Source organism: Sphingobium chungangianum, from assembly GCF_977014255.1.
On record NZ_CDRNIV010000006.1, the window covers coordinates 881,370 to 906,800 of the forward strand.

General features: G+C 60.6%; 23 protein-coding genes, 1 other RNA gene and 1 pseudogene. 13 read left to right on the plus strand and 12 right to left on the minus strand.

Annotated features, from left to right (window positions below):
* Positions 1 to 25: 25 nt before the first annotated feature.
* The 5 genes from ACWNC0_RS11380 to ACWNC0_RS11400 form a co-directional block, all read right to left on the minus strand.
* Entirely contained in the window at positions 26 to 637 is a 612-nt protein-coding gene (locus ACWNC0_RS11380) for a hypothetical protein (protein WP_449471678.1), read from the minus strand.
* Positions 630 to 920, minus strand: a complete 291-nt coding sequence (locus tag ACWNC0_RS11385) for a hypothetical protein (RefSeq protein ID WP_449471679.1) — start codon at positions 918 to 920, stop codon at positions 630 to 632. Before ACWNC0_RS11385 ends, ACWNC0_RS11380 begins: the two co-directional genes overlap by 8 nt.
* Positions 921 to 1,035: 115 nt before the next feature.
* On the minus strand, positions 1,036 to 1,404 hold the full coding sequence (locus ACWNC0_RS11390) for a hypothetical protein (protein WP_449471681.1): 369 nt from the start codon (positions 1,402 to 1,404) through the stop codon (positions 1,036 to 1,038).
* A gap of 79 nt (positions 1,405 to 1,483) precedes the next feature.
* Positions 1,484 to 1,885, minus strand: coding sequence for a hypothetical protein (locus ACWNC0_RS11395; RefSeq protein WP_449471682.1), 402 nt, complete (start codon positions 1,883 to 1,885; stop codon positions 1,484 to 1,486).
* Positions 1,886 to 2,282: 397 nt separating this feature from the next.
* Complete coding sequence (locus ACWNC0_RS11400; RefSeq protein WP_449471683.1) at positions 2,283 to 4,019, minus strand: recombinase family protein; 1,737 nt, start codon at positions 4,017 to 4,019, stop codon at positions 2,283 to 2,285.
* On the opposite strand from ACWNC0_RS11400, the gene ACWNC0_RS11405 reads away from it, so the two are divergent.
* Positions 4,011 to 5,279, plus strand: coding sequence for a ComEC/Rec2 family competence protein (locus ACWNC0_RS11405; protein ID WP_449471685.1), 1,269 nt, complete (start codon positions 4,011 to 4,013; stop codon positions 5,277 to 5,279). The genes ACWNC0_RS11400 and ACWNC0_RS11405 overlap by 9 nt on opposite strands.
* Here ACWNC0_RS11405 and lexA read toward each other — a convergent pair.
* A complete protein-coding gene (lexA, locus tag ACWNC0_RS11410; RefSeq protein ID WP_449471687.1) occupies positions 5,240 to 5,911 on the minus strand; it encodes a transcriptional repressor LexA in 672 nt (223 codons plus the stop codon). The two genes, ACWNC0_RS11405 and lexA, sit on opposite strands and share 40 nt — an antisense overlap.
* Positions 5,912 to 6,063: 152 nt before the next feature.
* Between lexA and ACWNC0_RS11415 the strand changes: the two genes are divergently transcribed.
* Complete coding sequence (locus ACWNC0_RS11415) at positions 6,064 to 6,216, plus strand: hypothetical protein (protein WP_196225777.1); 153 nt, start codon at positions 6,064 to 6,066, stop codon at positions 6,214 to 6,216.
* A 48-nt stretch (positions 6,217 to 6,264) separates the two neighbouring features.
* Here ACWNC0_RS11415 and ACWNC0_RS11420 read toward each other — a convergent pair whose 3' ends face one another.
* From ACWNC0_RS11420 to ACWNC0_RS11440, 5 genes are all read right to left on the minus strand, one after another.
* Complete coding sequence (locus tag ACWNC0_RS11420) at positions 6,265 to 7,449, minus strand: molybdopterin molybdotransferase MoeA (RefSeq protein ID WP_449471689.1); 1,185 nt, start codon at positions 7,447 to 7,449, stop codon at positions 6,265 to 6,267.
* Positions 7,446 to 7,916 carry a cyclic pyranopterin monophosphate synthase MoaC gene (gene moaC, locus ACWNC0_RS11425; RefSeq protein WP_449471691.1) on the minus strand — a complete coding sequence of 157 codons (471 nt, stop codon included), beginning with the start codon at positions 7,914 to 7,916 and terminating at the stop codon, positions 7,446 to 7,448. The genes ACWNC0_RS11420 and moaC overlap by 4 nt, the downstream gene beginning before the upstream one ends.
* Positions 7,913 to 8,704, minus strand: a complete 792-nt coding sequence (gene trpC / locus ACWNC0_RS11430; protein ID WP_449471693.1) for an indole-3-glycerol phosphate synthase TrpC — start codon at positions 8,702 to 8,704, stop codon at positions 7,913 to 7,915. The genes moaC and trpC overlap by 4 nt, the downstream gene beginning before the upstream one ends.
* On the minus strand, positions 8,701 to 9,693 hold the full coding sequence (gene trpD, locus ACWNC0_RS11435) for an anthranilate phosphoribosyltransferase (RefSeq protein WP_449474603.1): 993 nt from the start codon (positions 9,691 to 9,693) through the stop codon (positions 8,701 to 8,703). Before trpD ends, trpC begins: the two co-directional genes overlap by 4 nt.
* Positions 9,694 to 9,807: 114 nt before the next feature.
* A complete protein-coding gene (locus tag ACWNC0_RS11440) occupies positions 9,808 to 10,398 on the minus strand; it encodes an anthranilate synthase component II (RefSeq protein WP_449471694.1) in 591 nt (196 codons plus the stop codon).
* Positions 10,399 to 10,516: 118 nt separating this feature from the next.
* Between ACWNC0_RS11440 and ACWNC0_RS11445 the strand changes: the two genes are divergently transcribed.
* The 7 genes from ACWNC0_RS11445 to ACWNC0_RS11475 all read left to right on the plus strand — a co-directional run bounded on the left by ACWNC0_RS11445 (position 10,517) and on the right by ACWNC0_RS11475 (position 18,745).
* On the plus strand, positions 10,517 to 10,918 hold the full coding sequence (locus ACWNC0_RS11445; RefSeq protein WP_449471696.1) for a DUF6766 family protein: 402 nt from the start codon (positions 10,517 to 10,519) through the stop codon (positions 10,916 to 10,918).
* Between the two features lie 64 nt (positions 10,919 to 10,982).
* Positions 10,983 to 11,495: a hemerythrin domain-containing protein gene (locus ACWNC0_RS11450; protein ID WP_449471697.1), complete on the plus strand. Its 513-nt coding sequence runs from the start codon at positions 10,983 to 10,985 to the stop codon at positions 11,493 to 11,495.
* A 5-nt stretch (positions 11,496 to 11,500) separates the two neighbouring features.
* Positions 11,501 to 11,845, plus strand: a transfer-messenger RNA (tmRNA) gene (gene ssrA / locus ACWNC0_RS11455).
* A 306-nt stretch (positions 11,846 to 12,151) separates the two neighbouring features.
* The gene (locus ACWNC0_RS11460; protein WP_449471698.1) at positions 12,152 to 12,535 is read left to right on the plus strand and encodes a tetratricopeptide repeat protein; all 384 of its coding nucleotides are present in this window, start codon (positions 12,152 to 12,154) and stop codon (positions 12,533 to 12,535) included.
* A 270-nt stretch (positions 12,536 to 12,805) separates the two neighbouring features.
* Positions 12,806 to 14,398: a hypothetical protein gene (locus ACWNC0_RS11465; protein ID WP_449471700.1), complete on the plus strand. Its 1,593-nt coding sequence runs from the start codon at positions 12,806 to 12,808 to the stop codon at positions 14,396 to 14,398.
* Between the two features lie 91 nt (positions 14,399 to 14,489).
* Entirely contained in the window at positions 14,490 to 17,168 is a 2,679-nt protein-coding gene (locus tag ACWNC0_RS11470) for a TonB-dependent receptor domain-containing protein (RefSeq protein WP_449471701.1), read from the plus strand.
* A 122-nt stretch (positions 17,169 to 17,290) separates the two neighbouring features.
* Positions 17,291 to 18,745, plus strand: coding sequence for a CYTH and CHAD domain-containing protein (locus ACWNC0_RS11475; protein WP_449471702.1), 1,455 nt, complete (start codon positions 17,291 to 17,293; stop codon positions 18,743 to 18,745).
* 3 nt (positions 18,746 to 18,748) lie between these two features.
* On the opposite strand, the gene ACWNC0_RS11480 is transcribed toward ACWNC0_RS11475, so the two are convergent.
* Entirely contained in the window at positions 18,749 to 19,396 is a 648-nt protein-coding gene (locus tag ACWNC0_RS11480; RefSeq protein ID WP_449471703.1) for a prolyl hydroxylase family protein, read from the minus strand.
* 168 nt (positions 19,397 to 19,564) lie between these two features.
* On the opposite strand from ACWNC0_RS11480, the gene ACWNC0_RS11485 reads away from it, so the two are divergent.
* The 4 genes and pseudogenes from ACWNC0_RS11485 to gspF all read left to right on the plus strand — a co-directional run bounded on the left by ACWNC0_RS11485 (position 19,565) and on the right by gspF (position 25,422).
* A complete protein-coding gene (locus ACWNC0_RS11485) occupies positions 19,565 to 20,389 on the plus strand; it encodes a type II secretion system protein N (protein WP_449471704.1) in 825 nt (274 codons plus the stop codon).
* Complete coding sequence (gene gspD, locus ACWNC0_RS11490; RefSeq protein ID WP_449471705.1) at positions 20,386 to 22,569, plus strand: type II secretion system secretin GspD; 2,184 nt, start codon at positions 20,386 to 20,388, stop codon at positions 22,567 to 22,569. Before ACWNC0_RS11485 ends, gspD begins: the two co-directional genes overlap by 4 nt.
* A gap of 103 nt (positions 22,570 to 22,672) precedes the next feature.
* Positions 22,673 to 24,211, plus strand: coding sequence for a type II secretion system ATPase GspE (gene gspE, locus ACWNC0_RS11495; RefSeq protein ID WP_449471706.1), 1,539 nt, complete (start codon positions 22,673 to 22,675; stop codon positions 24,209 to 24,211).
* A pseudogene (gspF, locus tag ACWNC0_RS11500) lies at positions 24,204 to 25,422 on the plus strand (type II secretion system inner membrane protein GspF). Before gspE ends, gspF begins: the two are co-directional and overlap by 8 nt.
* The last annotated feature ends 9 nt before the right edge of the window (positions 25,423 to 25,431 follow it).

Sequence of the window (25,431 nt, forward strand, 5' to 3'; positions counted from 1 at the left end):
ACCAGCGGGGCTTTTTCATGGGCTGCTATTGGACGATAGCCAACACGGTATTGATCGTCTCGCTATCAAAGTCAGGCCCACAGCCAATGCAATACATATGCTCGATGTGTTCTTCCAAGTAGGTGGTGCGGCGCACTCCGTTACCTCTCAGTTTATAACCTTCCGCATAAGGAAGCACATAACGGCCTTCCCCCATAGCGCGAATCGAGACGCAGAGTTGTATCCACACTGCGAACTCAAGAGGTAGCGCCGTTAAGTCTGAGATTTTCTCACTGCGATGGAGGTGGGTTGTCTTAGGTAGGTCTTTTAGAAACTCAGCTACGGCAAGTTCAATCCGTTCTACACCTCTTTTGTGAATATACCTTTTTATGCCTATCTTGGTTAAAATACCATCTGGCAGCAATGTGGCTGACTCGACGGCATTAATCGCGATATCAACGAAGATAGGCTCTTTTGGTAAAATTACAGTCACAGGCGAACCATCGGAATTGAATTGCTGATTTAGCACCCGCAGATTGACGTAGCTGTTTGCGCCATTGAGATAGGCGAGGTTCAGCTTGTCGTGCAGCTTATAGAGTTCAGGGCACTTGACTATCTTGCGCGGACGGCGACGTTTCACAGCGAGCCGCTTAGTCATTGGCTGCGCCCTCCACGTCGAAAGTCAGGTCTGAGTCCTCACGGCCATGCCTGAGTGCGGTATCGAGGATCATGTCTGTCAGTTCACAGGTGACAGCGTTGCGCTGGTCGTTGTTGAGATAGAGGCCGCAAAGTTCCTCAATCCCATCATTGACGGCATTGAATACCGCCGTGGTTTGCTCGCTGATGGTTTGCAGCGAGCGATAGAGAGGGCTGCTTGCCATCGTGGCTTTAAACTTCGCGTATTCAGCCTCAAAGGCAGCGTTCAGTGCGTGGTTTTCCATGTGCGTTTCCTTCTAAATTGGGCGCACGTCACCCGCTCGCTAAGCACACGGGCGAAGCGATTGGGGTGAGTGCTGGTTTGTTGGATTTGCTGACGTGACGTGTCAGCTTACGTTCTTAGAATCCGTGGACGAAAAGCTGTGTGCGGGGATTGAACGCTCCACCGTTGCCGCAGCAAAGCACCATCACATGATATTGGACCTTATCGCCGAACTCGCCTTCGATGTTGGTTTGTGAAGCCCACATGATCTTGTCTTTGTGCTTGGTGTTGAAAGCATCTTCCAGAGTGTAGAACGCATCGCTGACATGCCAGCCGTATGGAAATTCATGTTCCAGCGGATAAGGAACGTGCTTGATAATCTCACGTCCGTTATATTCCGCTCTGAGGTAAACGCCGTCAGCATTTGCCAACCCATTAGCGTGTCGCCATGCCCAGATTGCGTCCTGCCTTCTGTCGCGCTCGATAACGTCTTTGCTGTGCATCATAATTCCTTTTCATTTGGGCGCACGAAGCCATTGCGTGAAGCTGATCCCACGCATGGCAATGTGCAGATTGTTGGGTTGGTTAGGCGTTGAAGACGTGAGCGAAGCGGCTGCTGCTGATGACAGGAGCATCTTCGTCAACCTTGGTGACAGCCTTGAAATAGGCGTTCATGTCACGGACCAGTTCGTCCTCATTGTCAGTGGTGAAGCAGTCATCAGCGAGAAGCTGGATTTGCTGAGGGCTGAGCGCGCCAACGTCCTTATTGGCTGCGTTAGCGACTGCCAGCCAGCGCATTGCAGACATAGCCTTGAGGTAATTCACAGGGCCGCGTTCACGGCGCTGCTCAATCTCAAACATCAGACGATCATACTTGGTGAATTTGGTCCTGAGCGGCTTGAGTGCAAAGACGCGCTTCAAGTCCAAGCCAATGCGGACATTAACGTCATCGTTGTTGTCGTCAGTGGTATTTTCGATAGTATCCAACTTAGTTACTCCAGCGACTATGAAGAAAGCGCACTGGCGCATCGCTCGACGCACAGATTGCCGATTTCAAAAGCGCATATGCGCCAGTTAATAAGTTGTTTAGTCATGTATGAATGTAAGTGCTTGGTGCTGCTTACAGGTGTTCTTATAGCTAAACTGGCCCAGCTTATCAAATTGGCTCAGTGCATGTTAACTATAGTGAAGTCGTGTAGTTTGACTTTTTATAACCGCGCGCACACGCGACATTAACGTTAACAAGTAACCATCATTTTTTCGTGTTAACCCTCTTTTGTTAAGGGAAATGGGCCAGAGACGCGGCGACAAGGCACAAAAAACCCCTCCGCTGTCTGGACGCAGGGGAGGGGTGATTCGCCTTCTAAGGGCGTTTCCGTCGAGGTCAGGCTGCGTCTGGTATCCAGTCGCGCTCACCATCAGGGCCAATAATCTCTTCCTGTAGGATGGCGGCGGCCAGCACTTCGCCTTGCGGACCTATGAACATGCCCACGGCATTGTTCCCCAATATGACATGCGTTTCCTTGTCGCGGTCGCAGGACACATGCGTCAGCACCTTGGGCATAAACTGCTTCATGCGAACGCGAGCATCTTTGCGGACCTGCTCATCGTCGCTGTAGAGTTGTTCCTTAATCTCGCTGATGCGCTGGAACCACGCTTGGGATGGATCAGCCTCAACATCAGCATAGGCGGAATCCAACTGCTTGGCTTTTGCGTCCATCGCTTTCAGCAGTTCACGCGCCTCTGCGTCTGCCTCAAGGGCTAATCGCTCCATCATAGGCGATCCGCTTTCCGCAAATGAGCGAGCGAGATTGTCAGCCTGCGTCTGCTTGCCTTCCTGCTGCCTACGCAACTCAGCCATTTCCACTTGGAGTTCGCGCAGGCGCTTGTCGTCTGCTGCCGTGGGGTTGGAAGCAGCATAGCCCGTAATCAAATCGACTATCGCGCGCTCAAGTGGCTCGTAGCGGATTTTGGCGGTGTTGGTGCATTTAGGTTCCCCTGTTTCCTCCACGCTGACCTTGTTCCAGGCGTTGAAGCAATACAGGTAGGTTATGTCCTCGCGGGCAGCATATTTCTTACCTGTCCCACGGCCACCAGCGCGCATCTGACCACGACGCACGGTAGCCTTTTGCGACATTCGCCCGCCGCAATGTGAGCATTTGGCCAAGCCAGACAGGATATTGCTATATGTAAGCTGCCACGATCCACTGGTGCCAGCACGGCTTGCACGGGCAGCAGTAGCCTTGCCAAACGTGATAGGATCAATGGCCTGCGGATAGTAATTGAGGATAGGGCTACCAACTGGCGTCCCCATTGCAACGCCTCTGGGCTTCTTCGTGGGCTGATACTCGCCCATGACAGCGCGGTTGAGGACGATCTTGGTCAGGTAGCCAACCGTCCAGCCATTGTTGCTTTTTATCTCCCTGTGCTTCCAGACAGGCTCATTACGGGCATTCAATCGCTGGGCAATCGCAGGGGTGCCATATCCATCAATGGTAAGCTGAAATATCTCACGCAGGACACGAACGCGGTCCTCATTGAGCGTCATGTGCTTTGTGGCGGGGTCAACATTGATCCAAGCAGGGCAGGTGGACGTTATGGCGATGTGGCTACCGTTGGTTGCCTGCGCCTTTTCAACCTTCCGCTTCCACGCCTCTGCGAGTCGATCAGCCTTCTTTTTAGACTCTTCGCGGGCAAGCTCAGTTTTAAGGATGACCTCCATAACTGGCCCCATAGGGACGCGCTCAAAGGCTGGATAAATGCGATTGCCATCCACCGTTGCTACGGTAACGCCATTGCGCGTCAGCATCGTGAGCAGCGGTAGAACCTCGTCATATCCCTGACGGCTTATGCGGTCCAAATGCTCCACGATAAGCACATGGCCATTTTGGAAGTAGCCAGCTTCCGCCTGCTGCTCAAACTCGTAAAATGCGCCACCTTGTTTGCGGTTAGAACCTGAGAAAGCGGAGCGGCCTTCATCTCGCAAAATGCGGGTGGCGTCTGTTTCCCAACCATGCTGCTTCGCCATTTCCTCGCACAAGCGAAGCTGGCGATCCATGCTGCTGCCCTTGCCTTGTTCAGCGTTTGAGAAGCGGGCGTAAATTGTGGCGGGTTGGGTCATCTTTTCTGCCTACGCCCAAAGGGCTTAACGGGTTGCTACTCCTATTACACTACGACGGGCGCGGAGGTGCCGACAGTTCGATCTTGCGTCGCGGCACTGCTGGTGCTGGGCGGGCTTGCGCTAGGGCGCGAGGCTATCACCTTGCGGCTGATAGCCGCCGGTGCACTGGTGGTTCTGTTGGCATGGCCAGAGGCGCTGGCGGGGCCAAGCTTCCAGATGAGTTTCGCCGCTGTTATCGCCATTGTTGCCTTGGGCGAGCATCACCGCTTTCGGGCGTTCGCGGCATCCCGTGAGGAACCAGCACTTCGGCGACTGGGGCGTCACCTTGCCGTCCTGCTTCTCTCAGGCTTTGCGGTGGAAATGGTTCTGGCGCCGATCGCGTTGTTCCACTTTCACAAGGCTGGGATGATCGGCGCTTTCGCAAACCTTGTGGCTATTCCCCTGACGACCTTTGTCGTCATGCCGCTGGAGGCGTTGGCCCTGCTGTTGGATGTTGCCGGTCTCGGGGCTCCTGCCTGGTGGTTGACAAGCCGTGCGCTCGATCTGCTGCTGCTGATCGCGCATTGGGTGGCGGCAAGTCCATGGGCGATCGTCACTGCGCCGTCCGTGCCCAACGTGATTTTCGGGATTATCGTGCTGGGCGGCCTTTGGTGCCTGCTGTGGCGAAGCGCTTGGCGATGGGCGGGAATGGTCCCCGTGACGCTGGGGATGGCCATCATCGTGATGAGTTCGCCTCCCGACATTCTGGTGACCGCGGATGGGCGCCATGTGGCCGTCCGGGGGCAGGACGGCGACATGGCTCTTCTGCGCGAACGGGCCGGAGATTTTGTCCGCGATATGATCGCAGAGAGTGCAGGCTATGGAGGTCCACTGGGCGCTCTTGCAGACCTGCCTGAGGCGCGTTGTTCCATGGACTTGTGCATGGTGGCCCTAACCGGAGGAGGGCGCATATGGCAGCTATTGGTGACGAGAAGCGGGGTTGTCGTACCCAAGGACATCCTGGCACGCGATTGCGCGCGCGCCGACATCGTTATCGCTGACCGCCGCCTGCCGCCATGGTGTCGGCCCCGCTGGCTGAAAGCCGACCGGCGGTTGTTGGCACATACCGGCGGGCTGGCGATCGATCTTGATGGAGGAACCGTGCGAACCGGGAAAACAGTGGGCGACGCACATCCGTGGGTCGCCCGCCCTTTCTATTTACCGTCGCGCCGCCGATCCGATCAGTTGTACCGCCGGAGCAGACCAGCCAGCTTTCCTTGAATGCGCACCTGCTGCGAATCGTAGATTTGCGGCTCATAAGCATTGTTGGCCGGATCGAGCCTGACCTTAGGTCCCTGGCGATGATAATATTTCAGCGTCGCCTCGCTATCCTCGATCAGTGCGACCACGATTTGTCCCTCGCGCGCGACTTCAGTGCGCTGGATCAGTGCAAAGTCACCGTCGAGGATGCCCGCATCGATCATCGAATCGCCCGAAACCTCAAGAGCATAATGGTCTCCGGCACCCAATAGCGCCGCAGGAACGGACAGCATATTCTGTCCTTCCATGGCTTCGATCGGGACGCCTGCGGCAATCCGACCGTGAAGGGGGATGTCGATCACGTCGTTGGCTGCAATCGGGGGCTTGGTCGATAGTTGCGGCTTGGGTGTTGATGCGACCTTAGGCGCGCGATGCATCGCTTCAGGAAGTTTCAAAACCTCCAGCGCTCGCGCCCGATTTGGCAGGCGGCGGATGAATCCGCGTTCTTCCAGCGCATTAATCAACCGGTGAATCCCGGATTTCGATCGAAGATCGAGCGCTTCCTTCATCTCCTCGAACGAAGGCGAAACCCCGCCTTCCTCGAGCCGCGTTTGAATGAAGCTGAGCAATTCCTGTTGCTTGGGCGTCAGCATGCCGACTTATCCTCCATAGAACGGATGGAGAACGCATAGGAAACGTAAGGAGGCAAGTCAAGCAGGGTTGCGCCAAGCGTAACGAAAGGAACGGACCTGCGTCACAGCCGTTCAGTAGCGGCCTTCCCAAAGAGGGTGAATAGGAGAGTAAGATGGCGAACCAGAACGATCAGGACAAACAGCGCCGCCAGCAAGGTGGTGACCGCTCAAGCCAGGGCGGCCGTCAGCAGCAGCAGGAAAATCGCCAGGGTCAAATGGGCGAGAGCCGCAAGGACAAGAGCGATCACAGCAAGCAGCAGCGCTGATCTACGTTCGGTTGAATCATGGGGAGGGGCCGCTTTGCGGCCCCTTTCTCATTGCCAGAGCGGAACGATGGTTACTTTGTCGCCTACGGCAGCCGGAGGTGAATCGGCCGGTCGAAGGATCAGGCAGTCCGCTTGAGCCAGGGCTGCGGTAGCGGCGCTGTCCTGCGAGGTAACCGAGACCAACCCAGCACCAGTGAGGTAGGCGCGAAGATAGTCGTCGCGCTCTCCTGTCGCTGGGAGTGGGGCGGCGAGTTCCGCGATCATTGTACGCGGGAGTGGGCTAGCGGCTCCGGCCATGTGCCGGACGAGCGGCAGCAGGAACAGCGTTGCGGTCACGAAGGCGGATACGGGATTGCCTGGGAGGCCGAGGAATAGGGCGTCGCCCAGCGTTCCCGCCATAAGCGGCTTGCCGGGTCGCATGCGAATCTTCCAGAAATCCAGAGTGCCGCCTGCCGCCTGGAATGCGGGCCTCACCAAGTCGTGATCGCCGACCGAGGCACCTCCGGTCGAGACGATGATATCGGCCCCGGCGGCTTCTTGGAGCGATCGGACCATTGCGTCCAGATCGTCGGAAACGATGCCGACGTCGATAACCTCCGCGCCTGCCTGACCTAGCATGGCCGCAAGCATGGGCGCGTTGGAGGACGGCAAGCGGCCAGAGGGCGTGGGCGCTCCCGGGGGAACGAGTTCATTGCCGGTAGAGATCAGGGCGATGCGCGGGCGGCCGCCGACCGGGAGGGTTCCGTGGCCCCCAAGAACGGCGAGAGCAATCTGCGCGGGACCCAGTGGAGCACCGGCAGGCAGCAATAGATGATTTGTGCCAAAGTCGCTTGCCGCCGGGCGCACATTTCGTCCTGTGGGTAATGGAGAGCCGAGGGGATGCACGAGCTGGCCGTCCAGCTGGGCATCTTCCTGGATCAGGACGGTATCGGCGCCTGGCGGAAGTGGTGCGCCAGTGAAGATGCGGCAGCATTCCCCCCGAGCCAAAGTAGAGGGAAGGGAGCCGCCCGCCGTGCTTTCAGCGGTTAGGCGCCAGGGGCCAGGCCATTCTGCCGCACGAATGGCATATCCGTCCATCGCCGATAGATCTGCCCAAGGCTGATCGCGCAAGGCGACGACGTCGCGTGCGAGCCATCGGCCTACACAGTTGAAAACCGGGGCGTCCTCTTCCGGCAAGCGGCTACCCAGCGCAAGCAGGCGCGCTTGAGCCTCCGCGACCGGGAGCAGGCTCATGCGACGCGCCAGTCGCCCGACTTGCCGCCCGACTTTGCGAGCAACCGGACGTTGCCGATGATCATGCCCTTATCGAGCGCCTTTGCCATGTCATAGATGGTCAACAGCGCCGCAGAGGTGGCGGTAAGTGCCTCCATCTCAACGCCAGTTTGACCCGCGCTTCTGGCGGTAGCCGTGACGGTGACGCCTTCTGTTTCCAGATCGAAGTCGATAGCCACCGAGGTCAGGGCGATGGGATGACAGAGGGGGATGAGGTCGGAGGTCCGCTTTGCCGCCATGATGCCTGCCACTCGCGCTACCGCGAGGACATCGCCTTTCTTCACCAGTCCTTGCGCGATGGCGGCCGCCGCTTCAGCGCTCATGCCGATGTGGCCGGTTGCGATGGCTTCACGGGCGGTCACGGCCTTGGCGGAAACATCGACCATATGGGCCGACCCATCCCCATCAAGATGGGTGAGCTTGCTCATGCGCCGGTCAGCAGCGCGCGGGTGGCGGCTTCGACATCGGGCTGGCGCATCAGGCTTTCGCCCACCAGGAAGCAGCGGACGCCATGTTCGGACATGGCGATCAGGTCGGCATGGCTGCCAAGGCCGCTTTCGGCGACGAAGGTGCAGCCTTCCGGCGCGTGGCCGACCAGTTCATAGGTGCGGGCGAAGTCAACGCTGAAGTCTCGCAGGTCGCGGTTGTTGACGCCGATGAGGCGCGAGCGGAGCTTGAGCGCGCGTTCCAGTTCATGAGCATCATGGACTTCGATCAGTGCATCCATGCCAAGGCCGAGGGCGGCGTCTTCTATCTCGGCCATCTGGCTGTCGTCCAGCGCGGCAGCGATGATGAGGATGGCATCGGCTCCGAGCGAGCGGCTTTCCAGCACCTGCCAGGGATCGACCATGAAATCCTTGCGCAGGACCGGCAAAGCGCAGGCGGAACGGGCGGCCATGAGATAATCGTCATGGCCTTGGAAATAAGGTTCGTCCGTCAAGACCGACAGGCAGGCGGCACCAGCGGCGGCGTAGGCCTGAGCATGGGCGGGCGGGTCAAAATTCTCGCGGATAAGACCTTTCGATGGGCTGGCCTTCTTGATCTCCGCGATGAGCCCAAAGCCCGAGCGAGCGGCGCTGTCCAGTGCCTGGCGGAAGCCGCGCGGGGGTGTCTGCTCGGCGGCGCGGGCGTGGAGCGTCGAGACGGTGATCGCTGCCTTGCGGCGGGCCACTTCCTCGCGTTTCGTGTCGCAGATTTCGATCAGCTTGTTCGTCATTTATAGGCAATCCAGCAATTGAGCAGCGCGTTGGCGAGTCCACGGTCGATGGTTTCGGCAGCTTCCTCGACACCTTCGCGCAGATCGGTAACGGCGTCCGCTACGAGAAGGGCAGCGGCTGCGTTAAGCAGCACGGCGTCGCGATAGGCGCCCGGCTCACCCTGAAGCAGGGCACGCAGGGCGGCGGCGTTATGAGCGGGGTCACCGCCGCGTATCGCCTCAACCGGGTGCGTAGGCAGTCCGGCGTCGGCCGGGGTGAGGCGGCGCATTGCGACGATGCCCTGCGCGGTGACTTCGGCGACGTCGTTGCCGCCCGCGAGGGACAGTTCGTCGAGGCCCTCATCACCCGAAACGATCATGGCGCGATCGACGCCAAGTTCCGCCAGCGCCTCGGCATAGATGGGAACATAGGCGGGGCGGGCGATGCCGACTAGCTGACGGCGCACACCGGCAGGATTGGCGAGCGGACCCATCAGGTTGAAGATGGTGCGCTGGCCGATGGCCTTGCGGATCGGGCCGAAGCGTTTGAGCGCGGGGTGATGCTTCTGCGCGAAGAGGAAGCAGATGCCGAGATCGGCCAGCGTTGCCTCCGCCGTATCGGCGACGCGATCAAGATCGAGGCCGAGCGCTTCGAGCGTGTCGGCGGCCCCGGCCTTGGATGAAGCGGCGCGGTTGCCATGCTTGGCGACGGGCACTCCGGCGGCGGCTACCACAAGACTCACTGCTGTCGAGACGTTGAGCGTGTGGTGGCCATCTCCGCCTGTGCCGCAGACGTCGATTGCGCCTGCGGGGGCGGCGATGGGGATCATGCGCGCGCGCATGGCGCGGGCGGCGGCGGCGATCTCTGTTGCAGACTCGCCGCGCTGAGCCATGGTGACGAGAAAGGCGGCGATCTCCGCCTCTGGCAGGTTGCCGTCGAACAACAGGTCGAAGGCGGCGGCGGCCTCGGTTGCGCTCAATGGCGCTGCGGGATCGGGCAGGCGGGTCATCGCCTTTGCCTTAATCACGACGCCGCGCCGGAGTCGAGGGGAGGGTGCGGGAAAGTCTTTCGCACATGACATAGCGAAGCCCTGTGCTTCGTTCGCTCCGCCGCGAAACCGAAATCAGGCGGCTGCGCGCTCCTTTACCGGAATCCCGGCGATCCGCATGAAGTTCGCCAGCATCTCATGCCCGTATTCGGTCGCGATGCTTTCCGGATGGAACTGGACCGAGTGGATCGGAAGGCTTTGATGGCGGAAGCCCATGACTGAGCCATCCTCGCTGGTCGCATTCACGATGAGGCTCTGCGGAATGTTATCCACGATGAGCGAATGATAACGGGTCGCTGTGAAGGGGGATGGAATGCCCTCGAAAAGCCCCGTTCCGTCATGGGTGACGGGGGAGGTCTTGCCATGCATCAGACCGCCCCGAACGACTTGCCCGCCGAAATGCTGGCCGATCGCCTGGTGGCCGAGGCATACGCCCAGCAGTGGTGCGCCCGCGTCGGCGGCGGCCGCTACGAGTTCAAGGCTGACGCCCGCCTCATTGGGCGTGCAGGGACCGGGCGAAAGCAGGAAGGCGCTGGCGCCGCTGGAGAGGGCCTGGCCTGCCGAAATGGCATCGTTGCGGACGACCTCCACCTCTGCGCCCAACTCCATGAGGTAGTGGACCAGGTTCCAGGTGAAGCTGTCATAATTGTCGATGACGAGGATCATGGGACCATGGCTATAAACAGCGAAGCGCGCCGGGCCAATCGGAATCGGCACTGGCAGCTGGCTGAACCGGCGACATGCTTTTGCGTTGTCCCTCCGGAGCGACATGAGGGAGGATGGTATGAAGCGCTACGCCTATGGTTGGATCACGGCCCTGTTCTTTCTGGTGTCGATCGTGGGTCATTGGGTGTTTGGCTGGTGGGCCTATGTGGATGACGCAAAGACGCACGGGCAGGTGCCTGAACTGGCGGCCTATGCCATCGAGATGGGCCGGGATACGTTCGAGAATTGGCAGTCGGAATTTCTCCAGCTGATCTGGCAAGTCGTAGGCCTGGCCTATTTCCTCTATGTCGGTTCGCCAGCCTCCAAGGAGAATGACGACCGGTTGGAAGTGAAGGTCGACGAACTGCTGAAAATGGCGGGGGGCAAGGATGCCGAGCGGTTGATCAACGAAATAGACAGCCGTTATCTGCGCGCCGGTGGTCATGCGAAGCCGCACGGTCAGGATCTGGGCTATGAATGATAGCAGGGAACCCGGAGGCCTGTCAGCCGCTTCTTGACGATATGTGTTCGTGAGGAGGACGGAAATGGCCAAAGCTGAGTTTACCGATGCGATCGCCCTGTTGAAAGCTGATCACCGCAAGGTCGAGGACCTGTTCGAGCAGTTTGAAAAGGCGAGGGCCGCAAACCGGAAGCAGGAAATCGCGCATCAGATCTGCACCGAGCTGAAGATTCACACGACGATCGAGGAGGAGATTTTCTACCCCACCTTTCGCGGCAAGATCGAGGACGACACGCTCGATGAAGCCTATGTCGAGCATGACGGCGCGAAGGTGCTGGTGAATGATATCGAGGCCGGATCGCCGGAAGATGATTTCTACGATGCCAAGGTCAAGGTGCTGTCCGAAGAGATCAAGCATCATGTGAAGGAAGAGGAAAGGCAGTCTGACGGCATGTTCGCCCAGTGCCGCAAGACGGATGTGGATCTGGTCGTGCTGCGTGACAGGATGATGGCGCGCAAGCAGGAGCTGATGGCGCAGGCGAAGGCCAGCGGACTGCCGGTCGCCAAGCCCAAGGCCGTCCATCTGCTCCCGGCCTGACCGAAAAGGTTGATAAATGGGGAGCGCTGCCCCATATGGGTTTTGCCGGGTTCGCCCGGCTATGGTGATAAATCGTGTCGTGTAATAGGCGCAGCGGACCCGGGGGCAGTACCCGGCGGCTCCACCACATATCCCGGCTTGTACGGGGTGTCTGACGGGGCCGAACTAGGATCGACGTGTGTTGAAAGGCGATGTCTTCACCCGGCCTGAGTAAGCCGTAAAAATGTTCAAAACACGTAAGTGCCAACGATAACGAGGCTCTTGCTCTTGCTGCGTAATTGATGGCCTCACGGCCTGACATTACCCAAAAAGAACGCGGTTGAACCCACCGGGCAACAGAAGGGAATTCAGCGGCTTCCGGAGGAGCCGGGCAACAGAATCCTCCGGACCTTCCTTCATTTAAGTGATTTTGGCGGCCGTCCTGCGTGGCGGGTGGCGCTGGCTATGGGCTGGCAGGCTGAATCTGTAGCTGCGAATCGGATGTCATGAACCAAGACGGTTCAATTACAGTTTTATGACAGTTAGAAGAAAAATTTATAACATATTGAATTATAGGAAGTAAAAATCCTTTTTTGGGTGCAGTTCGCTGCTTGTTTAGATGTCATCAAGATGAAATAATCCCGGCTATTATAGAAAGTTTTTTCGGGAGAAATTGGATGATGAAGGTAGCGGCGATCGTCGGGCTGATGCTGGCGGGGGGCATGTCAGGCGCGGCCGTGGCTGCATCCGATGAAGTGGTTGTGGTCGGTGTTCCCGATGGGCAATTGGCCGCTCCGGCCTTGGTGGCGAAGGATTATGAAAGAGCCGCCCGCCGCCTTGCGCCGATGTGGCCGGACGGGGCGAACGATCCGGCTCGGTTGATCAACCTTGGCAACGCTTATGCAGGCTTGGGGCGAATGAAGGATGCGCGAGAGGCTTATGGGGCCGCCCGCTTTGCGCCGGAATCGACGTTGCTGCTCGCGAATGGCGAAGAAGCATCGTCGCGGGATGTTGCCCGCCGCGCACTCGGCCGCCTTGAAGCGAGCTACGCCATGCGCTGACATCGGCCCGTTAAGTCATTGAACAGTGGGGCGTCGTCCGGTGGGACGGCGCCTTTCTTTTTGCGTGGACGGCTTTCGCAATCATCAAAGTGAAACAAGAGTCTCTGAACTGTCATTTTAAAGTCACTCTGCCGTCACGGAAGCAAAATGTCTCTGTCATCTGGCGCGCCTAGCTGCGGCGACTGAGGGCGGCAGGGGGCGTTGTCCGATTCGTGAATCCCCTTCGCTCCGCATCTTAACACAAACCGGCATCGCCGGAGCGGAGACGACATGGTCAAGACTAATCGTATCACTACCATCCTGATGGCGGGTTGCGCCTGCGCTGCTCTGAGCGCTTGCGGCGCGGACGATATCGCTTCGCCGGGCGAGGGGACGATCGTCCTGCCCGCGCCGACGCCTTCGCCGAGTCCGACGCCGACGCCCACTCCTACGCCGGGCAATGTGACCGCTGCGGCCGACTGTCCGACTATCTCGGGTGCGGACCAGCTGACCAACCTTGGCACCATCAGCGACGGCACCAATACATGGCGCAATTGCGGCTTCCCCGCGCGTTTCAACAGCTCGACCGCGATCGCCAAGACGGCGGGCGTGATCTATTCGCTGCCCGGCCGCGTTGATGTCGGCACCGATCAGGGTGCTGCGAGCACTGGCTCCAATGTGACGCTAACGATTGATCCGGGTGTGGTGGTCTTTGCCGGCACCGGTAGCGCCTTCCTGGCCGTCAATCGTGGCAACAAGATCAACGCTGTTGGTACGGCCGCACAGCCGATCGTCTTTACCAGCCGCGAGAATGTCACCGGGTCGGCGACCGATCAGTCGTCGGGCCAGTGGGGTGGCATCGTGTTGCTCGGCCGCGCCAAGATCACCGACTGCGATCAGGCGCCCAATGCGGCTCCGGGCACCACCGCGTGTCAGCGCGACACCGAAGGCACGACCGGCGCGCTCTATGGCGGCGACAATGACGCCGACAATTCGGGCCGCATGAGCTATGTCCAGATTCGTTATTCCGGCTTCGTGCTGGCGAATGGCAAGGAATTGCAGGGTCTGACTCCTTCGGGCGTCGGCACCGGCACGCAGCTTGACCATATCCAGGTCCACAACAGCTCGGACGACGGCATCGAGGCTTTCGGTGGTTCGACCCACATGAAATATCTGGTGCTGACCGGCAATGAAGACGACAATCTGGACACGGACGTGGGCTTCCGCGGCACGGCGCAGTTCGTTATCTCCGTGCAGCGTGCGAACAACAATATCGGTGATACCTTCACCGAGACGGACTCGAACGGTTCGACGACCGGCACCAGCTTCTCGGAAGACGCGCTGCCTCGCCAATATCTGAAGGTAGCGAACTTCACGCACATCCAGCGGTCGAACACCGGCGATGATGGCGCGACTATGTTGCTGCGGGGCGGTGCTGACCTTGCCATGGTGAACGGCATCATCGTCAGTCCTGATCAGAGCTGCCTGCGCATCAACAGCGCCGCCACGGTACGTGACGCTGACGCGGGGCTGCAGGATGCGGGGAAGCCGCGTTACCTGTCGGTAGTGATGCAGTGCAACGCTACCCCGTTCAAGGGCACCGGCGGCGTCGATGCGGCGACGGTCCAGTCGATCTTCTCGACCGATCCGAACAGCAGCTTTGCCTATACGCCGTCGTTGACCAGCCTATTCATCAACGGCGCGACGGAAACGGCCCGCACCGCGATCGACCCCAAGACGATCGACAGCAACTTCACCACCACCAACTATATCGGCGCGGTGAAGGACAGCAACGACACCTGGTATGCGGGCTGGACCTGTAACTCGGTTACGGCGAGCTTCGGCAGCAGCAGCGCGAGCTGCACCGCCATCCCGACGACCTGATCTACCTCACCTGAACAGGGGCGGGGGAGCGTGCATCAGCCGCTTCCCCGCCCTCTTTACAAAGAATTTTCCCAAGGGGGAACTCCTAGCCATGTCGAAGCCGCTCAGCCTGGCGCGCATGCTCCTGATTTCGACCGCCCTTTCCGCTCCGGCGGTGATGGCGCAGACCACGACCGATAGCGCGCCGACGTCAGGCGTGCCGAGTGCATCCGAAGAGGCCGATGCGCAGACCGGCAATGTCGACGTTTCCGTTCCCGGATCGGACATCATCGTGACCGGCCGCCGCACGAGCAATGTGTCGCAGGCAGCGCCGCAGGTGGTGACTGTCCTGTCGGCCGCCGACATCAAGCGCACGGGCGAAGGCGATATCGCCGGGTCCTTGCAGCGGGTGACCGGCCTGTCTGTCGTATCGGGCGGATATGTCTATGTGCGTGGGCTGGGCGACCGCTATTCTCTGGCGCTGCTCAACGGATCGCCTTTGCCGAGCCCGGAGCCGCTGAAGCGCGTCGTGCCGCTCGACATCTTCCCGACCAGCGTCATTGCGTCCACGATGGTGCAGAAAAGCTATTCGGCCAACTTCCCTGGCGAGTTTGGCGGCGGCGTCATCAACCTGACGACCAAGGCTATCCCGGTTGAAAGCTATCTTGAGCTGGGAATTGGAAGTTCGGCCAATACCGAAACGTCGGGCAACATGGGCTACACCTATTATGGGTCGAAGTCGGACTGGACCGGCTTTGACGATGGGTCGCGCGACGTTCCGCCACTGCTGGCGCAGGCGTTTGGTAGCGGGGTGCCCTTCTCCAACATGACGCGCGGTGACCTGCAGGCGATTTCGATGCAGTTCCTGAATGCGAAGACTTCCGTGCTCCAGCGGACCAACAGCCTGCCGTTCAACTTTTCGGGTTCGCTGAACGCCGGAACGGCGATGGATGTGGGTAGTGATGGGCGGTTGGGCGTGCTGTTCACCGCATCCTACAGCAACAAGTGGCGGACACGCTCCTCGCTGCAGCAGGCGTCGATCAATCTGGAGCAGGCGCCGGGCAAGAACGGCGTTCAGGTGTCGACGGATAATGAGGTGACGTTCAACAGCCTGTTCGGGCTGGGCCTGGAACTGGGCGATCAGAAGATCCGCTGGACCAACGTCTATATTCGCGACACGCTGAAGCGCGGTGCCCTGACGCTGGGGCAGAATGACGGCGCGATCGCGGGCGCGGATTATATGAAGCAGAATACCGCCTGGTATGAGCGGCAGCTGATCGACACCCAGATGGTGGGTGAGTTCAAGCTGATGGAGGGGCTCAGCCTCGACCTGCGCGGCGGCTATGCCAATTCGCAGCGGGAAGCGCCCTATGAGCGTGAGTTCGAATATGTGCGGACAAATCGCGATCTGGCGGTCGATCCCGTGGGCGATCGCTTCGTCAACGCGCTGAACCGTCAGCGGGGCGATGCTTCAATAACCTTCAGCGATCTCAACGAAGATTTGTGGTCGGCGGGCTGGGATCTCAGCTACAAATTCTCGCCCGATCTGACGGCGACGGTGGGCTATGCGTTCAGCGATACGAAGCGCACGTCTTCGCGCTATGAGCTGCATTTCGACGCGACCAACCTGCCGATCGCCGTGCAGCAGCTGCGGCCCGATTATCTGCTATCGGATGCGTCGATCCAGTTGTTCGACATGTCGCTGCTGGACTTTTCGGGCAATTATCCGGTCTATGATGCGGCGCTGCGCACGCATGCCGGATATGCGCAGCTGAAGGTGCAGCCTCTAGCGGGCGTGACCGTGGACGCTGGCGTGCGGTATGAAAAGGGCCGCCAGTCGGTGACCGGCGTGGACGTCTACAATACGGGCGTTGAGCCGGTGAACGGCATCAACAAGGAATATTGGCTGCCTGCCGCGACCATCACCTTCGAAGCGGCGAAGGGTTTGCAGTTCCGCATGAGCGGTTCCAAGACGATTGCACGCCCGCAGTTCCGCGAGCTGATCGCCCAGCCCTATATCGATACCGATTCCAACCGCTTCTATCGCGGCAACCCCTTCCTGCAGGATAGCGAGTTGTGGAACGCAGACCTGCGCGCGGAATGGTATATGGGCCGGGACGAGCGGCTGACGGCGGCGGCGTTCTGGAAGAAGATCGACAATCCGATCGAGACTTACACGACCATCAACGACAAATATGATGTGACCACCAGCTTCGCCAATGCGCCTGAAGCGACGCTATATGGTGTCGAGTTCGAGGCGCAGAAATATCTGCCGCTCGACAATGTGAGCAGCCCGTTCTTCCAGACCCGGCGGATCGTGTTGATCGGCAACTATACCTACACCCAGTCGAAGCTGAAAGTGAGCGAAGGGGATACGACCATCCCCTACAGCTATACCGCTGGCCCGCTGCCCGCCGCGTCCGACTATTTCCAGGATGGCGTGCCGCTGACCGGCCAATCGGACCATCTGGTCAATCTGCAGTTTGGCCTTGAAGACACGGACAGGCTGTCGCAGCAGACGCTGCTGCTGACCTATGCCAGCCCGCGCGTTACGAGCCGTGGTCCCAACCTTCAGCCCGACATCAAGGAAAAGCCGGGCCTGACGTTGGACTTCGTGGCGCGGCAGGGCGTGACGTTGCCGGGCGGGGTGAAGAGCGAGTTCAAGTTCGAGGCGCGTAACATCACGGGGCGCAAGTTCCAGGAGTTCCAGGAACTGGGCGGCAACAAGGTATTCTACAATCGCTACAAGATCGGCACGACCTTCGCGGCTTCGCTGACCGTGGCACTCTGATTTAACTTTCTTTGATGAGGCTTGGCGGCCGATCCGCTTCGCGCGGATCGGCCGTTTTGCCATCTGTGATTCGCGCGTTTTCCTGCGCCGTGTTAGGGGTTGGCCTGAAGCGGAGGCAGGCGGTGAAGCAGGAAGTCGAGCTGAAACTGGAGCTGTCGCAGCAGGCGGCGGAGGCCTTCGAGCAATTGGCGCTGCTGCCCGCTGAGGGAGGCCGGGCGCAACTTCAGGCCGTCTATTTCGATACGCCCGACAGGCAGTTGGATGCGCGAGGATATACGCTGCGCATCCGCCGATCAGGGGAGGAGCGCGTCCAGACCGTCAAGGCCGGTAGTGAAGATCGGGGCGGAGCCCTTTTCTCGCGGGCGGAATGGGAAATGCCGGTCAGGCAGGATGAGCCGGTGATCGATAGTCGCACGCCCATTGCAGGCGTTCTGGGTGATGCGACGGAGATGATCGAGCCCGCGTTCAAGGTCGAGGTCGAGCGGCGCACATGGCTGATTGCCGAGGGTGCCGCGGAGATCGAATTGGTGCTCGACAGGGGATGGGTCCGCGCGGGTGAGCGGCAGTCGCCCATTTGCGAAGTCGAACTGGAGCTGAAGGCAGGAGAACCCGCCGCCCTGTTTGCGCTCGCAAGGCGAATTGAGGCGGCAGTGCCGGTGCGGCTGGGCGTCGCGGCAAAGTCGGAACGAGGCTATCGGCTGCTGGCTCCCGCGCCCGCCTGTTTCAAGGCGGAGAGACTGGCGCTGAAGCCCGATGTCAGTGCGCAGGCGGCGTTTCAGGCCATTATGCGCAACTGTGTGCGGCAATACCGGCTGAACGAAAATCTGCTACTCGACCATTATGATCCACAGGCTGTGCATCAGGCGCGCGTAGCCGTGCGGCGGCTGCGTTCGGCGCTGACGCTGTTCAGATCAATGCTGGCGGCGCAAGACGTGACCCGATTTCAGGATGAGCTTCGCTGGCTGGCGCAGCTGCTGGGAGAGGCGCGTGATCTGGATGTGCTGATCGAACGGATGAAGCCGGGCGAACTGCACGAGCAACTAGCTGCTGTTCGCTCGGTGATCCATGCAAAGGTGATCGATGCGCTGGAATCCGATCGGGCGCGGGGCTTGATGATCGACATCGTGGAATGGCTGACGCTTGGCATGGGCGAGTCGGATGCTGAGGGCCGCAGGTTGCGCGATGAGGCTGCGGAGGCGTTTGCCGCACGCCGTTTGCAGCATTTTCATCGCTGGCAGATGAAGCATGCACGGCATCTGGCGAAGCTGGATGACGCGCACCGTCACGAAGTGCGCAAGAAGGCGAAGAAGCTGCGCTACGCCGCCGAATTTTTCGGGGGTCTATTCGACGCCAAGAAACAGCGGCGACGACACGCGCGCTACATCGATGCGCTGGAGGGGTTGCAGGACGAACTGGGCGCGCTCAATGATCTGGTCAACGTGCGCGCCTTGTTGGCGCAGCATGGCCTGCCGGTCGATGCCGATCTGGTGAAGAGCGGTCGGAGCAAGAAGAAGCTGCTGGCGGCGGCCGGCAAAGCCTATGATGAATTGGCGGATGCCAAGCATTTCTGGCGCTGAAGCTCAGGCCCAGGGTTTTTCGCGATACCATTTGGTGATGATGTGCTTGACGCCGCTGCGCACCTTCATGCCGTGGTGCAGGGTGGCCCCATTATAGCGTCCGGGTTCAAGGCGATTGTTCCAGGCGAGCAGCTTCCCGCGCTCGGGCTGGACCGTCTTACCGATCTTCACGAAGCGGGTCGCGCCACCTGCGGGGGGCTGGTTGAGATAGACCATCAGCGTCCATGTCCGGTTGCCCGAGACGGAGCAGTAGCGGGCGAAGTCGAGGCCAGCAGGATCGAAATAGTCGGTATGCGCCTTGAATTCCTGACCCACGGCGTAACGTTGCCCCTGTATCGGTTCGCCGAAACATGGGTCGATCCCGGCGAAAGCGGCGAGTTTTTCATCTATGGCCCCGATGAAGGGATCGGTGTTGTCGAGATCGCAGGTATCGCTGGTGCGGAAGCCTGTGTCGCCATTGGCGTCGGCGATGGTGGAAGGGCGACGGCGCGCCTCGATCCGTGTGATCAGGCCATCGCATTCTTCCGCTGTCAGGAAATCGCGCTGGATGAAGAGCGTCAGATCGCGGCTGGGCACGCGCTGGACGCGTGGATGGGATGCGATCCAGGCCGGATCGGCATCGGCTGATTTCACAATGGGTTGGTTAGGCATGGACGGCCTTTTAGGGCGAGAAAGCAGCCTTTCTGCTATCGTTCGGCGCTCGAAATGCAAGTGTCATCGCTTGCGGATTGCCGTTGTCATGGATAGGTCACATTTCTGTCATCCGGCAGTAAAAACAATTGCCTAGCAGCGCGGGTATCAAGGGGGATTACCAGGTTCATGCGCGTGGCGTTTCGCAGTAACTTTCAGGACCTTAGCAGCCGCCTCGCGCCGATCGACTGGGCGCGGGTTGCTGAGAAGCTGTTGCTGGGCCTGCTGGCGCTGCAATGTGCAAGGCTGGTTTGGGCCGTGCTGACGCCGGTCGGGAGCTTTGGACCGTGGGAAGGGCGGCAAGCGCAATTTCCGAATTTCGCGGCGCGCCAAACATTATTTTCCAGTTTTGATCCCTTTTACCGGGCTGGACCGCAGCAGGCGGCGAGCGGTGGGGTCGTGACCTCGCTGGCGCTGACTGTCTACGGCATTCGGTTGAACGAAGGGTCGGGGCTGGGATCGGCCATCATCGCTGGACCCGATGGGGTGCAGAACAGCTTTGCCGTGGGTGATGAGATATTGCCGGGCGTGCTGCTGAAGGGCGTGGCGTTCGATCATGTCACTATCGACCGGGGTGGATCGGAAGAGCAGATATTCCTCGACCAGTCGCAGCCTGCCTCACCTGCGGGCGCGCTGGGAGACGGAGCGGCTCCGGCCCCTGTCGCCGGAATCGACAGTCCGACGGCGGACGGGCTGAAGCGCGATATCGGCTTTGCGCCGCGTATGCAGAATGGCCGGATCACGGGGCTGATCCTGACCGCCAAGGGGCCAACCTTCCAAAATGCCGGGTTTCAGCCCGGCGATATCGTCACCCAGGTCGATGGGCAGCCGGTCGGCTCGCCTAGCGATCTCCAGGCGCTGCAAGGCAAAATCATGCCCGGCGCGCGCATTTCCCTGACCGTCGAGCGGGGCGCCAGCCTTTCGACGATCAACCTTACTCTGCAAGGCCAATGACCAGAAAACTCCTTCTTTCCGCCGCGACCGCCCTCGCTCTGGCCGTGCCTGTCGGGTCGCCCGTCATGGCACAGCAGACGCTCAACGTGCGCGACGCCGATATTCGCGCCTTCATTCAGGACGCCGCGCGGGTGACGGGGCGAACCTTCATCATCGACAATCGGGTCCAGGGGAAGGTTTCGGTCGTGACAGACCGGCCGCTGTCGCGATCGGAATATTTCGAGATTTTCCTGTCGACCTTGCGGGCGAACGGGCTGGTAGCGGTGCCAGCGCCGGGCGGCGCTTATCGCATTCAGCCTGCCGATGGGGCCGCCGGGCAACCTAGCGTCGTTGGACGTGGCGCCAATCGCAACCAGTTCGTGACCGAGGTTTTCCGCCTTCGCTCGATCGATGCGGGCAGTGCGCTGGAGACATTGCGGCCGCTGGTGAGCAAGGACGGTTCGGTGACCGCCAATCGCGCTGGGAACAGCGTGGTCGTTGCCGACTATGCCGACAATATCGGGCGCATCCGACAGGTCCTGGCGCGGATCGATCGTGATACGGCGGCGACGCAAACGGTGATGCTGCGGAATGCTGGCGCGCGGGAAATCGCGACGTCGCTTCAGGCGCTGGTGCAGAGTAACGGCGAAGGGGCGCAGCGGGCGGCGACTATCGTGCCGATCGACAGCAGCAATTCGGTCGCGATCCGGGGCGATGCCGGGACGGTGACGCGATTGGCGCAGATGACGCGCGATCTTGATCGGCAGGCTGCGAGCGGGACGGAAATCCGCGTCTACTGGCTGGAACATGCGGATGCCGAAAAGCTGCTGCCTGTGTTGCAGCAATTGGTTGGGCAATCGACCGGCTCTGCCGTGACGGCTTCGGTTCCGGCGGCCAATGGCGCTGCTCCGGTTGCGGCGGCGCCTGCGGTTGCGGGTTCGGCCGGTTCTTCAGGTGGTGGCATTTCGACGCGGGGTCCTGCGATCGTCACCCGCTATGAAGGGGCCAATGCGATCATCGTTGCGGCCAATAGCGACGTGCAGCGCATGCTGGGCGAGACCGTCCGGCAACTCGATACGAGGCGGGAGCAGGTTCTGGTCGAGGCGATCATCGTCGAGATCAGCGATGCCGCTGCCAAGAAGCTGGGCGTGCAATTCCTGATCGGCAGCACCAAGACGGGCTTTGCTGCGACCAATTATTCCAATGCTTCTCCCAATTTGCTGACGCTGGCCGGGGCGATTGGCGCGAACGAGTTGGGCAAGACGACCACGACGGTCGTCAACGGCGGCGTGACCACGACGACCACCTCGACCGAGAATAGCAACTTGTCGAACACCTTGCAGCAGGCGGCGGTCGATAGCCTGATGAACGCGACGGGCGGCTTTGGCGGGGTTGCGACGCAGATCGGGCGGAACGGGATTTTCGGGGCGATCATCAACGCGGTCAGGTCCGACACTGACAGCAATATTCTGTCCACGCCTTCGGTGATGACGCTGGACAATCAGAAGGCGTCGATCTTGGTTGGGCAGCAGGTGCCGATAACGACCGGCGAGGCGCTCAGCCAGAATTTCGACAATCAGTTCCGCACTGTCCAGCGGCAAGATGTCGGCATCAAGCTGGAAGTGAAGCCGCAGATCAACACGGGCGGCGCGATCAAGCTGTTCCTGAGGCAGGAAGTGTCGAGCGTCGCCGGGCCGGTGTCCAACAATAATAGCGACCTCATCATCAACAAGCGTGAGATCGAGACGACGGTCACGGTGGATGATGGCGAGATTTTGGCGCTTGGCGGCTTGCTGGACGATAATGAGCGCAAGACGATCGAGCGTATTCCGCTGCTATCGGATATTCCGGGCATCGGCGAGCTTTTCAAGTCGCGCAGCAAGAGCCGGAGCAAGACCAACCTCATGGTCTTCATCCGGCCCACCATCCTGCGGTCGAAGGAGGATGCGCAGCGCCTGACGCAGCAACGCTATGGCTATGTGCGGGACATGCAGTTGGCGCGGAACCCCGATCAGGAACCGAGCATCGACGAGTTGGTGCGCGACTATATGGGCGCGGAACCGCCCGCCGCTGTGACGCAGGCGAGTGATGCGGTGGCGCAGCCCAGCGCTGGCCCGGCGCAAGTGATTGAACCGACGGTGCGGCAATCGAGCGGCGTAGTTCGGCCGGTGGACGGTGCGGCGAATGGAGATCGGCGGTGAACGACCTACTTCCACGACCGTTCTGGCTGAACTTGTCGAAGCCCTTCCCTTCTTTTCAAGTAAGAAAAGCCCGTCGACAAGCTCGGGGCGAACGGGGGATGAAGTGAGCGGGCCTGCCGAACCGTTAAACCTTCCGCACAGTGCCCCCCGCGCTGTCGACATTCCCTATGTCTTTGCGCGCAAGCATGGCGTGGTCATGCTGCCGTTGGACGGAGACCGGCTTACGATCGCAGTTCGGGAGGCGAGCGATCCGCGCATATTGCTGGAAGTGCGGCGGCATTTGGCGCGTAGTTTCGATGTGCGGTTCGTTGATGGCGCGCAGTTTGACCGGCACCTGTCCGACCATTATGCGATGGAGGGCAGCGCTGCCGCCATGGCAGGGTCGCTGGAAGTCGGCGCGGATGAGCTGGATATTCTTGCCGCCGACATTCCGACTGCCGACGACTTGCTCGACAGCGCCGATGATGCGCCTGCAATCCGGCTGATCAACGGCATCATCGCTGAAGCAGCGCGGCAGGGCGTTTCGGATATTCATATCGAGCCTTATGAAACCGGCCTGATCGTGCGGATGCGGATCGACGGAGTGCTGCGCGAGACGTTGCGGATGCCGCCGCATGTCGCGCCGGTGGTGGTGAGCCGGATCAAGGTGATGGCGCGACTGGACATTGCCGAGCGGCGGGTGCCGCAGGATGGGCGCATTGGGCTGACGCTGGGCGGCAAGCTGCTGGACGTGCGCGTTTCGACACTGCCGAGCCGGGCGGGGGAGCGGGTGGTGCTGCGTATTCTCGACAAGGAGAATGCGGGCATGAACCTTGACCTGCTGGGCATGGCGGGGGCGGCGGATCGGATTTTTCGTGAAGGATTGCACGAACCGAACGGGATTATCTTGGTCACGGGGCCGACCGGGTCGGGGAAGACGACTACGCTCTATGCGGGGCTGCGGCAGTTGAATGATGGGACGCGCAATATTCTTACCGTGGAGGACCCGGTCGAATATGCTGTCGAGGGGGTTGGACAGACGCAGGTGAATGCCAAGGTGGGCCTGACCTTTGCTGCGGGGTTGCGGGCGATTCTTCGGCAGGACCCCGATGTGGTGATGGTTGGCGAAATCCGTGATCGGGAGACGGCGGAGATCGCGGTGCAGGCGTCGCTGACGGGTCATCTGGTGCTGTCGACCGTGCATACCAATGATGCGGTGGGCGCGATCACGCGGATGCGGGACATGCGGGTGGAGCCGTTCCTGCTCGCCTCGACCTTGCGCGCTGTTATTGCGCAGCGGCTGGTGCGGCGGCTTTGCCAGCATTGCCGGGAGCCGGTGCAGGCGGACAAGTCGGCGAGTGCGCTGCTTGGTTTCGATCCCGGAACGATCATTTACCGGGCGCGAGGGTGCGAGGAGTGCAACGGTAGCGGCTATAAGGGCCGGATCGGGGTGTTCGAGGCGATCCGCGTGGATGACACGATTCGCCGCCTGATCAATGATGGCGGCGACGAGTCCCTGATCGCGCGGCACGCTTTCCTCAATGCGCCCAATCTGGGGTCGGCGGCGCGGGCGCTGGTGCGCGATGGGCAGACTACGGCGGAGGAAGCCATCCGCGTGTCGCGGCGCGATGCGGCGGAGGTGGAAACCATCGTCGATGGCTGAGTTCGACTATTTGGTCATCGATCCGGCGGGCAAGGAACGCAGCGGTAAGGTGAAGGCCGAGACGATCGAGGATGCGCGCGCCAAGCTGGACGCGCGCAAGCTGTTCATCGTGCGGATCGAGCCGGGCGTTGCGGAGAAGGCGGCGAAGCGTGCGGGATTGTCGCTGCGCGCTCCTCGGCTGTCCGCCAAGGAGCTTACGCTTTTTACGCGCCAGCTATCGACGCTGATCCAGGTGCAGCCCGCTGGAGGAATCGCTGCGCACCATCGGGAGGCAGAGCGAGCAGGAGCATGTGCGCGCGATCGTCAGCAAGGTGCATTCGGGTGTGTTGGAAGGGCGGCGGCTGGCGGATGCTCTGGGCGCGGAGCCGAAGAGCTTTCCGGCGCTGTATCGGGCGATGATTTCCGCCGGTGAAAGTTCCGGCAGCTTGCCTACGATCATGGAGCGGCTGTCCGACCTGATGGAGCGGCAGGCGGTGATCCGGTCGAAGGTGCTGATCGCCATCGCCTATCCGAGCGTACTGGCAGTCTTTGCCGTCTGCGTCGTCGCGGCGCTGATGATCTTTGTGGTGCCCAAGGTGGTGGAGCAGTTCGACACGGTGGGGCAGGATCTGCCGCTGCTAACGCGGATGGTGATGGGGATTTCGGCCTTTTTGGCAGGCTATTGGTGGCTGCTGGCGATCCTTATGCTGCTGGGCGGTTTTGCCTTCTGGCGCGCGTTGAAGGTTGAAGCTTTCCGCTATCGCTTCGACGGGACGATGCTGCGACTGCCGCTGCTGGGGCGGTTGATCCGCGACTTGCATGCGGCGCGGATGGCGCGGACTTTGTCGACTATGGTGGCGAGCCGACTTCCGTTGATGGAGGGCCTGACGTTGACCACCCAGACCGTGCACAACCGAGTGTTGCGGCAGGCTTCCGAGCAGATTGTAGAGGCCATTCGTGGGGGCGGGAGCCTGTCGGCGGCGCTGCGGCGGGCTGGGGTGTTTCCGCCGTTGCTGGTCTATCTGGCGGCGAGTGGGGAGAGTGCGGGGCGGCTGGATACGATGCTGGAGCGGGCGGCCGATTATCTGGAGCGGGAGTTTGACAGCTTTACCTCCGCCGCGCTGGCGATGCTGGAGCCGGTGATCATCATATTGATGGGTGGGATCGTGGCGGTGATTATCTTGTCGATCCTGCTGCCTATCTTGCAATTGCAGAGCCTTACCGGGGCTTGAGGAGTGATT

Bases quoted from the DNA above. Each gene is read 5' to 3' on its own strand.
- trpC (WP_449471693.1), bottom strand. From the start codon at position 8,704: ATGACGAACAAGCTGATCGAAATCTGCGACACGAAACGCGAGGAAGTG.
- ACWNC0_RS11465 (WP_449471700.1), top strand. From the start codon at position 12,806: ATGGTCAAGACTAATCGTATCACTACCATCCTGATGGCGGGTTGCGCC.
- ACWNC0_RS11415 (WP_196225777.1), top strand. From the start codon at position 6,064: ATGGCGAACCAGAACGATCAGGACAAACAGCGCCGCCAGCAAGGTGGT.
- trpD (WP_449474603.1), bottom strand. From the start codon at position 9,693: ATGACCCGCCTGCCCGATCCCGCAGCGCCATTGAGCGCAACCGAGGCC.
- ACWNC0_RS11445 (WP_449471696.1), top strand. From the start codon at position 10,517: ATGAAGCGCTACGCCTATGGTTGGATCACGGCCCTGTTCTTTCTGGTG.
- ACWNC0_RS11420 (WP_449471689.1), bottom strand. From the start codon at position 7,449: ATGAGCCTGCTCCCGGTCGCGGAGGCTCAAGCGCGCCTGCTTGCGCTG.
- ACWNC0_RS11485 (WP_449471704.1), top strand. From the start codon at position 19,565: ATGCGCGTGGCGTTTCGCAGTAACTTTCAGGACCTTAGCAGCCGCCTC.
- ACWNC0_RS11390 (WP_449471681.1), bottom strand. From the start codon at position 1,404: ATGATGCACAGCAAAGACGTTATCGAGCGCGACAGAAGGCAGGACGCA.
- ACWNC0_RS11470 (WP_449471701.1), top strand. From the start codon at position 14,490: ATGTCGAAGCCGCTCAGCCTGGCGCGCATGCTCCTGATTTCGACCGCC.
- ACWNC0_RS11450 (WP_449471697.1), top strand. From the start codon at position 10,983: ATGGCCAAAGCTGAGTTTACCGATGCGATCGCCCTGTTGAAAGCTGAT.
- ACWNC0_RS11385 (WP_449471679.1), bottom strand. From the start codon at position 920: ATGGAAAACCACGCACTGAACGCTGCCTTTGAGGCTGAATACGCGAAG.
- ACWNC0_RS11400 (WP_449471683.1), bottom strand. From the start codon at position 4,019: ATGACCCAACCCGCCACAATTTACGCCCGCTTCTCAAACGCTGAACAA.
- moaC (WP_449471691.1), bottom strand. From the start codon at position 7,916: ATGAGCAAGCTCACCCATCTTGATGGGGATGGGTCGGCCCATATGGTC.
- ACWNC0_RS11460 (WP_449471698.1), top strand. From the start codon at position 12,152: ATGATGAAGGTAGCGGCGATCGTCGGGCTGATGCTGGCGGGGGGCATG.
- ACWNC0_RS11480 (WP_449471703.1), bottom strand. From the start codon at position 19,396: ATGCCTAACCAACCCATTGTGAAATCAGCCGATGCCGATCCGGCCTGG.
- ACWNC0_RS11440 (WP_449471694.1), bottom strand. From the start codon at position 10,398: ATGATCCTCGTCATCGACAATTATGACAGCTTCACCTGGAACCTGGTC.
- ACWNC0_RS11380 (WP_449471678.1), bottom strand. From the start codon at position 637: ATGACTAAGCGGCTCGCTGTGAAACGTCGCCGTCCGCGCAAGATAGTC.
- gspD (WP_449471705.1), top strand. From the start codon at position 20,386: ATGACCAGAAAACTCCTTCTTTCCGCCGCGACCGCCCTCGCTCTGGCC.
- lexA (WP_449471687.1), bottom strand. From the start codon at position 5,911: ATGCTGACGCCCAAGCAACAGGAATTGCTCAGCTTCATTCAAACGCGG.